Consider the following 255-nt stretch of genomic DNA (forward strand, 5'->3'; position numbering starts at 1 on the left):
CTGTTGAAAATTGTTCCTGTTCGAACGGTTCGGAGACGTTTCTTCTGGGTTCCGTGGCTGCCGCCGAGAGAATCAAGCGCTACCTCGACGCCTCGCAGGCTGAATGGCTCACCCGTGCAGCAGATCTCGCTGCTCGGAGCATGACCTCGAGCGGTTCCTACGACGCGGTCGATGGGATTGAGCTGACCGGCAGTGAGATTGCCTTGTCGCTGGGGCTGGGTCGTGGGGCAGCGATGAACCGGGTGGGTGACTCGA

At 60.8% G+C, this 255-nt stretch carries 1 protein-coding gene; it reads left to right on the forward strand.

The genetic code is table 11. The features are described from left to right. Window positions 1-53 precede the first annotated feature (53 nt). Window positions 54-255, forward strand: a 202-nt coding sequence (locus QSK05_RS36140) for a hypothetical protein (RefSeq protein ID WP_285601920.1), incomplete at its 3' end; no start/stop codon positions are given.

Origin of the sequence: Kineosporia sp. NBRC 101731 (genome assembly GCF_030269305.1) — a bacterium.
GTDB lineage: Bacteria > Actinomycetota > Actinomycetes > Actinomycetales > Kineosporiaceae > Kineosporia.